The organism is Ruegeria sp. YTSA105, from assembly GCF_059610225.1.
Window position 1 is genome coordinate 280,647 of sequence record NZ_JBXWNE010000003.1, and the last position, 10,382, is coordinate 291,028.

Genomic DNA, 10,382 nt, shown 5'->3' on the forward strand with positions numbered 1-10,382 from the left:
TCAACACATTCAGAACCGCTTTGCCCCGCGCCTCATGCGCGCGCAGAATCGCCGATTGTGCAGCTGGATTTGTTGTCATCTCAATCATGGCAGCCTCTCAGTTCAAAACAGTTTTCCTTGACTTATGAGCAATATGAACTCTAGTTGACAAAGCCGCAAACGAGCTTTTTTGAACATTCAGTTAAGAATTTCTATACTATGAGCGACTACCTGCCGCCCTTGACCGCTTTGCGTGCCTTTGATGCCGCCGCCCGGCACATGTCTTTTGCCAAAGCCGCGGCAGAGCTGCATGTAACGCCTGCGGCCCTGTCCTTTCAGATCAAATCCCTTGAGGAGCATTTGGGCCGCCCTCTGTTTCACCGCCTGAACCGCGCGGTGGAGCTGACAGAGGCTGGGCGCACCCTGGCCCCGGGCGCCGCGGATGGATTTGCCACGTTACAAGCCGCATGGCGCGCCGTGAGCAGACAGGGTGACGACACTAGCCTGACCGTCACAGCGGGCCCTGCCCTGACGGCCAAATGGCTGGCGCCCCGCCTGTACGAATTTGCCCGCGCACATCCCGAAATAGATCTGAAATTCTCGGCCACGTTACGCATCATCGACCTTGAACGGGATGATGTGGATGTGGCCATCCGATTTGGCGAAGGTGCGGATAAGGGGCTGTATTCCGTGCCAGTGCGCCGGGAATGGCTGACGCCGGTCATGACGCCCGAGCTCGCCCGCCAGTTCACCACGCCGGAAAGCCTGCGGGATGCACCGTTGATCCATGACGCCTCGATCCGCTTTCTGACCCCACCCAGTGATTGGCCCGCCTGGTTCAGGGCCGTGGGCATCGCACATACCCCGACCCATGGTGCCGAGTTTTCGAACGCCGATCACGCAATTGACGCGGCTGTTGCGGGCGTTGGCGTCGCGCTTGGCCGCCGGGCCATGATCCTGAAAGATCTGACCGAAGGCACGCTGGTCGCACCTTTCAAGACCGCCATCGAAACAAAGGGGCGCTTTCGCTTCCTGTGCCTCTCGGGGGCCGAGAACCGCCCTCAGATTGCGGCGTTTCGGGATTGGTTTCTGGCCGAGATTGAAAAGACCGCACATATATCCGATGAGTTCGACATCATTCCAGTCGAGGACCTGTCAGCCGCATGACCCGAAACCGCGCCACTACTATCGGTTTTGTCGCCGTTTTACTCTGGTCCCTTCTGGCCCTGTTCACCGTCGGCTCAGCCCCCGTTCCTGCGCTTTTGCTGAATACGATCTGTTTCTCGATCGGGGGGACGCTGGGGCTGATCTGGACCTGGGCCAATGGCGGGCTGGGGCAGCTGCGGACCGTGCGTTGGACCACCTATCTGTTCGGCACCATCGGGTTGTTTGGCTATCACGCGCTCTATTTCTCGGCTCTGCGCATGGCCCCTGCGGCCGAGGCCGGGCTGATCGCCTATCTCTGGCCGCTGCTGATTGTGCTGTTCTCAGGCTTGCTACCGGGCGAGCATCTGCGTGCAGGGCACCTGATCGGAGCCTGCCTGGGCTTTGCTGGGGCCGCTGTGATCATCGCCGGGGGTGGTGGCGCAGGATTTCAGGCCAGCCACCTACCCGGTTACGGGCTGGCGCTGCTGTGTGCTCTGACCTGGTCGGGCTATTCCGTTATGTCCCGTCGTCTTGGGGATACGCCCACAAGCTCTGTCGCTGTGTTCTGCATCTTTACCGCCATCGCCTCGGGTGGTCTGCATCTAGCCATCGAAGAAACCGTTTGGCCGGACACGGCCTTTGGCTGGGCCTCGATCGCGGCACTTGGGCTGGGGCCTGTTGGTCTGGCGTTCTATGTCTGGGATATCGGGGTCAAACAAGGCGACATTCAGATTCTTGGCACCGCGTCTTATGCAGCGCCCCTGTTGTCTACCGTCGTTTTGGTGGTTGCCGGGATCGCAGCCCCATCCTGGGGCCTGGCAATCGCAGCCGTCCTGGTCACCGGCGGCGCGGCCATCGCCGCGCGCGCCAGCCTTAAAAGTTAACTGGAAAGTCGCTCTATCTCTTCCTTAAGCCTTAGCTTCTGTTTCTTGAGTTGAGCGATATGGAGATCGTCGATGCCTGGCGCGCGCTGGGCTTGTTCTACTTCGAGACCGAGAGTTTCGTGCTTCTTCTTCAGTTCCGTCAGATGTGCGCTCACGCTCATGGCGATACTCCTTCATTGGTGTCTCTGAATAACGTAGGAAGTTGAGCACATCGTTTCCAGCCTGTCACGCTGCAGACGCACAGATTCTATAATAAATCTGACAAATTCGGCTGGTTGGCGCCTATTGATCCGAAAACCCGTTCAGCGCAGCACCGTCGCGCAAAACGGACGATATCTGAGAGGTATAGCTTTCGCCGTCTTTTTCGTGGCGCACACCCTTGTGCAAAATCAGCGGGGCATGCAGTTGAAACGAAGCCCGACCGCCTTTTCTGGCCCTAAGGACCACCAGTTCAGCCTTCCGACCTGCTCGCGCGGCCAGAGGCAGAACCTCGACTGAGCCAAGCCGCCCCGCACAGGCTGACAGCATGTCGGGCAACCGATCGGCCTTTTGGATCATGTGCAGATAGCCCCGCGGTGCAAGGCGCTTTGCCGCACAATCGAACCAATCGCGCAACGGTGTATCCTCGCCCAAGGCAATTCCGCGACCTGAGTCCGCCGCAGGGCTGTGGGCACCGGCCAAGTAATAGGGCGGATTCGCAATCACATGATCGAACTGCTGTTGTTTCAGTTCAGCGGGCAGTTTGCTCAGATCGGCCTGCACCACTGTCAGCGCCTGCGCATTCTGATCCGCGTTGCGGGTGGCCAGATCGGCATAGGGCGATTGCAGCTCAACACCCGTGGCGTTCAATCCCGGCACGCGCGCCATCAGGCACAAGATGGCGGCACCAGCGCCGCATCCCAGCTCAAGCACGGATTGCCCAGCCTTGGCCGGTACCGCTGCCGCCAGCAACACAGGATCGACCCCGGCGCGATAGCCGGACAGGGGCTGCCAAAGCCGAACGCGACCATTCAGAAAGTCGTTCAAACTTAGCTCTGGGTCAGTGAATTGCGTCATCGGCCCAGCGGGATCTCATTGTCGCGCATCACCCGTTCAGCGCGGATCAAATCATCTGCCCGCACCATAAGGCGACGCGGGAAAATACCGATGCCGCCTTCTAGGATGCTCATATTTACGTCCATCTGAAAGCAGTCTATATCCTCGCCCTGAAGTAGGGCGGATGCAAAGGCCAGGATCGTCGGATCAGTGCTGCGCAAAAGTTCTTTCATGGGGATGGATGTAAGGGCAAGGTGAGGCGGAAGTCGAGCCTTGTATCAGGAGTGTGATGAACATCAGCACAGTCTCAAAACCGCATGAGCGGCTGGCCGAGATTCTTTCGGGTGAAATGGACGCGGTCAATGACCTGATACGCACGCGCATGGCCTCAGAACACGCGCCCCGCATTCCCGAAGTCACCGCACATTTGGTCGAAGCTGGTGGCAAGCGCCTGCGTCCGATGCTGACACTGGCCGCGGCGCGGCTGTTCGACTATGCCGGGGACCATCATTTGCGTCTGGCGGCAACGGTTGAGTTCATCCACACCGCGACCCTGTTGCATGACGATGTTGTCGACGAAAGCGCACAAAGGCGCGGACGGCCAACAGCGAATCTGCTTTGGGACAACAAATCCAGCGTTCTGGTTGGGGATTACCTGTTCTCACGCAGCTTCCAGCTTATGGTCGAGACCGGGTCTCTTAGGGTTCTGGACATCCTTGCCAATGCGTCTGCCACAATCGCCGAGGGCGAAGTGCTACAGATGACTGCTGCAACCGATCTGGGCACGGATGAGGCCATCTATCTTCAGGTTGTGCGCGGCAAGACCGCAGCCTTGTTCTCAGCCGCAACCGAGGTGGGCGGGGTCATCGCCCAAGCGTCAGAAGCCCAGGTCAAGGCGCTCTTCGATTATGGCGATGCGCTGGGGATTGCCTTCCAGATCGCTGATGACCTGCTGGATTATCAGGGCGACAGCAAAGCGACCGGCAAGAATGTCGGCGACGACTTCCGCGAGCGTAAGCTGACGCTGCCAGTGATCAAGGCGGTGGCGCAGGCCACCCCCGAAGAACGCGCCTTCTGGCAGCGCACCATAGGCCGGGGCCGTCAAGAGAGCGGTGACCTCGAAACCGCTCTTGGTCTCATGGGTAAATACGGCACGCTTGCGGCGACGCGAAAAGATGCGCTTGGCTGGGCCAACAAGGCTAAGGCGTCGCTAGGCATCCTGCCCGACCATGAGATCCGCACCCTGCTGAGCGATTTGGCAGACTTCGTTGTCGCGCGCCTTAGTTAAGCTGAACCGCACGGCACCACCAGTCGGGATGGGCTGCGCCAATCTCATAGGCGGCGAAATGGGCAGCTTTCATGGTCGGATACAGCGCGAAACAGGTCGATCCTGACCCTGACATGCGCGACAACAGCGTCTTTTTTGTATCCTTTAGTGCGTCCAGCACCTGCGCGACGTCGGGAGCCAGAGAAGTGGCCGGGCTTTCCAGGTCGTTTCGCTGTTTTCCCAACCATTCGGCGCAATCCTGAGGAGCCTCAAATACGGGTATTTCCTCTGCCATAGGCGGGTTTTCTCTGCATTGCAAAGCCGCGAAAATAGCAGGGGTTGGAACCTCTACGCCCGGGTTGACCAACAAGGCCGGTAGATGCGGGAGCGTGACTGGGTCCAAACGTTCTCCGATGCCGCGCATACGGCTGGGACTGGCCGCCGTGCAAACAGGAACATCCGCCCCTAGGCGCAGCGCAGTTCCCGGCGGGATAGCTCCACCCTCATCTTCTATCATCCGCAAAGTTGCGGCGGCATCGGAAGAACCGCCACCGATCCCGCCCCCATGCGGCAGCACTTTGTTCAGGTCAATATGCCCAGTCCAGCCTGCAGCCTCGGCGGCTTTCCACACCAGATTGCGACTATCGCTTGGCACACCCGCCGCATGTTCGCCGGTGACAGAGATCGACAGCGCCTCACCTGCGGTGAAATGCAGCGTATCGCCCAGATCGGCAAACACCACGAGCGAATCCAACAGGTGATAGCCGTCCACGCGCTGGCCGGTGACGTGCAAGGTAAGGTTGATCTTGGCGGGCGCGAAAGCCTTAGCCTTCATTGGCGACTTTCAGCGGCGCGGCACCTTCTTCGATCAGAACCTCGTCCAGCCCGACCTCGATCTTGCGACGAATACGCTCGGGGTCGGCCTCACCATCGGCGTCTTCGAGGTCAATGAAAGACAATGCCCGCTTCCACTGGAACTCGGCTTCGCGTGCGCGGCCCACGGCCCAGTAAACGTCACCCAGGTGATCATTCACCACTGGGTCTACCGGCATCAGCTCGACGGCACGCTCCATATGCTCGACCGCCTCTTCATAGCGGCCCAATCGAAACAGAACCCATCCCAAGCTGTCGACGATATAGCCGCTACCAGGGCGCGCGGCGACGGCGCGTTCGATCATGCCAAGCGCTTCATCCAGATTTTCGCGCCGTTCTACAAGCGAATAACCCAGATAATTCAGGACCTGCGGTTGGTCGGGGTTAAGTTCTAGCGCACGGCGGAAATCGGCCTCAGCATTGTCCCACTGCTTTAGTCGCTCGTACGAGATACCACGGGCGTAGTGCAGGAACCAGTTGCCGCCACCATCAGCATCAATCAATTCAATCGCTGTGCTATAGGTTTCGACAGCCGCAGCATAGTTTTCTTCACGTCTTTGCAAATCAGCCAGCGCCACGTGAACACTTGGCAGATCCGGTCTCTGCGTCGCAAGGGTCTGCAAGACTTCTTCCGCCGCATCGGTTTTGCCTGCCGTGACAAGCACCTCGGCCCGGCCCAGTTCAGCAGCGTGATAGTCACTGCTGCTCGCGGGCACTTTGCGATAGGCCTCGACGGCAAGATCGTATTGCTCCAACTCGTCCAAAAGTTCGGCACTCAACAAGATTGCGTCCACGTGATCCGGGCGCAGAAAGGCTGCGACCTGCGCATAAAGCAGGACGTAATTCTCAGCCGCCTCACTGCTGAGCGCGGCTCCCACGGAAAAGAACACTTCTGCGATACCGTCCTGCGATGTGCGGACATGAGTAAAGGGCAGCGTTTCGCCAGCGCTCAGACGCGATTCGTACCCTTCAATCGAGGGATCAGAGCCGGACTCGAACACGTCATCCAGAAACTGCAGCGCATCCTCATTGCGGTCCAGCTGCGACAGAACCTCGGTCCGTGCCAGCGCTGCGCGGCGGGTAAATCGCGCCACAACACCGTTATCGGCCGCAAAGACTGCCTCGGCGCCTTCAAAGTCTCCGACCGAGGCCAGTGCCAAAGCTTTGTGGTAAAGCGCGAACTCGCGCAGACCTTCCTGCGCTGCAACTTGGTCAAACTGCTCCAGCGCGCTGGTCATCGCGCCCTGGCCCATATGGGCCCAGCCCAATATTAACCCGTCAACCAGCGGCCCGACGCCTTGCGTTTCAGGGTCGCGGGCCAGCAGTTCATCCAGCTTGCCTTCAGCCACCAGATTAGCGGCAATCGCCATTTTCGCGGGCTGGTTGGGCAGGCCCAACTCTTCGATGGTTTGGGCAATCGGCAAAGCGCGCTTAACCTCGCCCAGCGACAAGCGCGCAACGACGACATTCTCCAGCAACCGGTCGTTTTGAGGATCTGCGCGCAATGCTTGCGCAAAGTATTTCTCAGCCGCCGTATAGTCGTCCTGAAAAATCGCCTGACGCCCGGCAAGATACGCACCGAACCCAGTGTCGGCATAAGCCGGAATGGCGAATGACGTGGTAAACAGCACAGCCAACGCTGTGCGACGAATGAGAAAAGTCACCAAATTCCTGCCTTGCGATTGTCGGTTGCGCAATAAGCTAGGGCTTTGACCAGAAAGAGGCAATGGCAGAGCCTTCACGACGCCGCCATTGCCCATTTTTCGCTTACATATTGGGATAGTTCGGACCATCCCCTCCCTGCGGCGTGGTCCAGGTGATATTCTGGCTGGGATCTTTGATGTCGCAGGTCTTGCAGTGAACGCAATTCTGAAAGTTGATCACGAATCGCGGACCATTTTCATCCTCGACCATCTCATACACCCCCGCCGGGCAATAGCGCTGCGCAGGTTCGTCGAATTCGGGCAGATTGACACTGACCGGAATCGCCGGGTCCGAGAGTTTTAGATGGCAAGGCTGACTTTCCTCGTGGTTCGTCATCGCGAACGAGACGTTGGTCAGGCGGTCGAAGGACAGCGTGCCATCCGGCTTTGGATAGTCGATCGGTTTATGTTTACTGGCTTCTTCAGTCGATTCCGCGTCGTTCTTGCCGTGGCCCAGAGTGCCAAACAGCGAAAAGCCCAGAGTGTTTGTCCACATGTCCAAACCGCCCAGCGCCAGCGAGGGCATCAGACCCCACTTTGACCACATCGGTTTGACGTTGCGCACTTTCTTGAGGTCTTTTCCGATGGCACCTTCGCGAACATCTGCTTCATAGACAGTCAATTCATCGCCCGAACGCTCGGCTTTGATGGCATCAAATGCCGCCTCGGCCGCAGCTTTGCCGGACAGCATCGCGTTGTGGTTGCCCTTGATGCGCGGCACATTGACCATGCCCGCCGAACAGCCCAGCAGCGCCACGCCTGGCGCGACCAGCTTGGGCATCGATTGATATCCACCCTCAGTAATCGCACGAGCGCCATAAGCCACGCGCTTGCCGCCTTTCAGCAGCTCGGCCACCATCGGATGATGCTTAAAGCGCTGGAATTCCATATAGGGGTACAGGTGCGGGTTCTTGTAATTCAGGTGAACCACAAACCCGACATAGACCTGATTGTTTTCCAGGTGATAGATGAACGATCCGCCGCCCGCGTTGCTGCCCAGGGGCCAGCCCATCGTATGGGTGACGGTGCCTTCCTTGTGCTTGACCGGGTCGATCTCCCAGATCTCTTTCATGCCGACGCCGTATTTCTGGACTTCTTTTCCGGCTTGCAGATCGTATTTCGCGATCACTTCCTTGGACAGCGACCCGCGCACACCTTCGGACAAGAAGACATATTTGCCGTGCAGCTCCATGCCCGGCTCGGTGTTCGGGCCGTAGGAGCCATCGGCCTCAAGGCCGAAGACACCGGCAACAACGCCTTTGACTTCACCATTGTCGCCATAGACCAGCTCGGAACAGGCCATGCCGGGGAAGATTTCCACGCCCAGCTCTTCGGCCTGTTCAGCCATCCAGCGGCAGACATTGCCCATCGACACGATATAGTTGCCGTGGTTGTTCATCAGCGGCGGCATCGGGAAGTTCGGAATGCGGATTTTTCCGGCCTCACCCAGCATATAGAAGTTATCTTCGGTGACCGGCGTGTTCAGCGGCGCACCTTTTTCCTTCCAGTCCGGTATCAGCGCATCCAGGCCGCACGGGTCCAGCACCGCACCTGACAAGATATGCGCACCCACCTCCGAGCCCTTTTCCAGAACGACGACGTTCAAATCGGCATCCAGCTGTTTCAGACGGATGGCCGCCGACAGTCCCGCGGGGCCGGCGCCCACGATCACCACGTCATATTCCATCGCTTCGCGTTCAATCTCGGCCATTGCGGGCTCCTTCGCTAACTTTCCGAATTGGCGCATCTAACGCACGGTCGGCGCAATTTTGTTTCACGGCTGATTACATGCTGGGAAAGCCACAGGTCAATCGAAACACGGCGTAACTATGCCGCTATGCGGCAGATCACGTGTCCGGAGTGTCACCCATCAGGTATCTGGGGCCACTTCCCTTGGATTTGGCACGGTCATCAGGATTGTAAAGAGCACATTTGGGCAAACTAAGGCACCCACAGCCAATGCATCCGTCCAGATTGTCACGCAGGCGCATCAACGTATCGATTCGCTGATCCAGATGCGACCGCAGATCCTTGCTGATGTTTTTCCAATCCTGCGGCGTTGGTGTACGATTTCCGGGCAAGCCGGACAGGACTTCTCGGATTTCGGGCAGGGTTAGTCCGAATTGCTGCGCTATCATCACAAAACTCAACCGTCTAATGTCGGCGCGCTGATATCGCCGCTGCCCACCCGCATTGCGCCATGGGGCAATCAGACCCTGCGCCTCGTAATATCGGATCGCTGAAACCGCCAGCCCGGTGCGCTGGGCCAAAGCGCCTATTGCTAGCCCCTCTGAAATCGCCATCTCGCCCTCAAAAAATTCCTTGACCTAAAGTTAGGTTTAGAAATTACGGTGATTCGGGACAAGCCTCAAATTGAATAGGAGATCCCATGATGGCGACACTTGAACACACCAATTTCACCGTCCGCGACCCGCAGGCTTCGGCAAAATGGATGCAGGACGTCTTCGGTTGGAAAACCCGCTGGGAAGGCCCTGCAATCGCGGGTGGCTATACCGTGCATGTCGGTAGCGCACATACCTACCTGGCGCTTTATGCACCCAGCGATCCCAAACCCTCGGGTGAAAGCAGCTATGACATCATCGGGGGCCTGAATCATGTCGGCGTTCTGGTCGAAGACATCGACGCAACCGAAGACAAGGTGGTCAAAGCAGGTTTCACCCCCAAGTCGCATGCAGATTACGAGCCCGGCAGGCGGTTCTATTTCGATGATGAGAACGGCATCGAGTTTGAGGTGGTGCAATATGCTTGAAACACTCTGGATGGCCTCAACCACCTGGAAATGGCAGCGCGGTCAGCTGTTTGGACAGCGTAACAGGTGCCCACGGCGCACAATCCAACGGCGTTAAGTCGCAAATCCAGCTTGCTGTCTTCTTTGACCTCTTGCATTTCACGCATCATTTGGGTCAGGTATTTGCCAACCCATCAAATCGCCCCGACGCTGGTTCCATGCGGCGGGGCGTTACAATTTCAGCGTGGACGACAAGAATATGGAAAAAATTCCCATGACGCCTGCGGGCAATGCTGCGCTTCAGGCCGAACTCAAGAACCTAAAATCCGTCGAGCGGCCAGCTATTATCGAAGCCATCGCCTCGGCCAGGGAACTGGGTGACCTGAAAGAAAACGCCGAATATCATTCGGCCCGGGAAAAGCAGGGTTTTATCGAAGGCCGCATCAAAGAGTTGGAAGGCATCCTTTCACTGACCGATGTGATCGACCCTGCCAAACTGTCCGGTGCTATCAAATTTGGCGCCAAGGTCACGCTTGTTGACGAAGACACTGACGAGGAAAAGACCTGGCAGATTGTAGGGGAATATGAGGCCAATATCGAAGCCGGCCTGCTGAACATCAAATCCCCTATTGCCCGCGCCCTGATTGGAAAGGACGAAGGCGACAGTGTCGAAGTACGCACACCTGGCGGTGTACGTTCTTATGAAGTCCTGAGTATCACTTACGCCTGAGCCCCGGAGCGTTCCC

General features: G+C 58.1%; 12 protein-coding genes. 5 read left to right on the forward strand and 7 right to left on the reverse strand.

Features of this window, described 5'->3' with window-relative positions:
* Nucleotides 1-198 precede the first annotated feature (198 nt).
* The gene (locus AC2FH2_RS06220) at nt 199-1,146 is read left to right on the forward strand and encodes a transcriptional regulator GcvA (protein ID WP_142635418.1); all 948 of its coding nucleotides are present in this window, start codon (nt 199-201) and stop codon (nt 1,144-1,146) included.
* Nucleotides 1,143-2,009 carry an aromatic amino acid exporter YddG gene (gene yddG / locus AC2FH2_RS06225; RefSeq protein ID WP_496712178.1) on the forward strand — a complete coding sequence of 289 codons (867 nt, stop codon included), beginning with the start codon at nt 1,143-1,145 and terminating at the stop codon, nt 2,007-2,009. Before AC2FH2_RS06220 ends, yddG begins: the two co-directional genes overlap by 4 nt.
* On the opposite strand, the gene AC2FH2_RS06230 is transcribed toward yddG, so the two are convergent.
* From AC2FH2_RS06230 to AC2FH2_RS06240, 3 genes are all read right to left on the reverse strand, one after another.
* Nucleotides 2,006-2,170: a YdcH family protein gene (locus AC2FH2_RS06230; RefSeq protein WP_142635414.1), complete on the reverse strand. Its 165-nt coding sequence runs from the start codon at nt 2,168-2,170 to the stop codon at nt 2,006-2,008. The genes yddG and AC2FH2_RS06230 overlap by 4 nt on opposite strands.
* Nucleotides 2,171-2,291: 121 nt before the next feature.
* Entirely contained in the window at nt 2,292-3,065 is a 774-nt protein-coding gene (locus tag AC2FH2_RS06235; RefSeq protein ID WP_496751748.1) for a tRNA1(Val) (adenine(37)-N6)-methyltransferase, read from the reverse strand.
* Nucleotides 3,062-3,277, reverse strand: a complete 216-nt coding sequence (locus AC2FH2_RS06240) for a putative signal transducing protein (protein WP_496676622.1) — start codon at nt 3,275-3,277, stop codon at nt 3,062-3,064. The genes AC2FH2_RS06235 and AC2FH2_RS06240 overlap by 4 nt, the downstream gene beginning before the upstream one ends.
* Nucleotides 3,278-3,333: 56 nt before the next feature.
* On the opposite strand from AC2FH2_RS06240, the gene AC2FH2_RS06245 reads away from it, so the two are divergent.
* Nucleotides 3,334-4,332, forward strand: a complete 999-nt coding sequence (locus tag AC2FH2_RS06245; protein ID WP_142635408.1) for a polyprenyl synthetase family protein — start codon at nt 3,334-3,336, stop codon at nt 4,330-4,332.
* Here AC2FH2_RS06245 and AC2FH2_RS06250 read toward each other — a convergent pair.
* The 4 genes from AC2FH2_RS06250 to soxR form a co-directional block, all read right to left on the reverse strand.
* A complete protein-coding gene (locus AC2FH2_RS06250; protein ID WP_496823154.1) occupies nt 4,325-5,146 on the reverse strand; it encodes a 4-(cytidine 5'-diphospho)-2-C-methyl-D-erythritol kinase in 822 nt (273 codons plus the stop codon). The genes AC2FH2_RS06245 and AC2FH2_RS06250 overlap by 8 nt on opposite strands.
* On the reverse strand, nt 5,136-6,944 hold the full coding sequence (locus AC2FH2_RS06255) for a tetratricopeptide repeat protein (RefSeq protein WP_496696595.1): 1,809 nt from the start codon (nt 6,942-6,944) through the stop codon (nt 5,136-5,138). The genes AC2FH2_RS06250 and AC2FH2_RS06255 overlap by 11 nt, the downstream gene beginning before the upstream one ends.
* A 7-nt stretch (nt 6,945-6,951) precedes the next feature.
* On the reverse strand, nt 6,952-8,598 hold the full coding sequence (locus AC2FH2_RS06260; RefSeq protein WP_496823155.1) for an electron transfer flavoprotein-ubiquinone oxidoreductase: 1,647 nt from the start codon (nt 8,596-8,598) through the stop codon (nt 6,952-6,954).
* Nucleotides 8,599-8,734: 136 nt separating this feature from the next.
* Nucleotides 8,735-9,190, reverse strand: a complete 456-nt coding sequence (soxR, locus tag AC2FH2_RS06265) for a redox-sensitive transcriptional activator SoxR (protein WP_142635400.1) — start codon at nt 9,188-9,190, stop codon at nt 8,735-8,737.
* 86 nt (nt 9,191-9,276) lie between these two features.
* On the opposite strand from soxR, the gene AC2FH2_RS06270 reads away from it, so the two are divergent.
* A complete protein-coding gene (locus tag AC2FH2_RS06270) occupies nt 9,277-9,657 on the forward strand; it encodes a VOC family protein (protein WP_142635398.1) in 381 nt (126 codons plus the stop codon).
* 238 nt (nt 9,658-9,895) lie between these two features.
* Nucleotides 9,896-10,366, forward strand: a complete 471-nt coding sequence (greA, locus tag AC2FH2_RS06275) for a transcription elongation factor GreA (protein WP_142635396.1) — start codon at nt 9,896-9,898, stop codon at nt 10,364-10,366.
* Nucleotides 10,367-10,382: the final 16 nt, after the last annotated feature.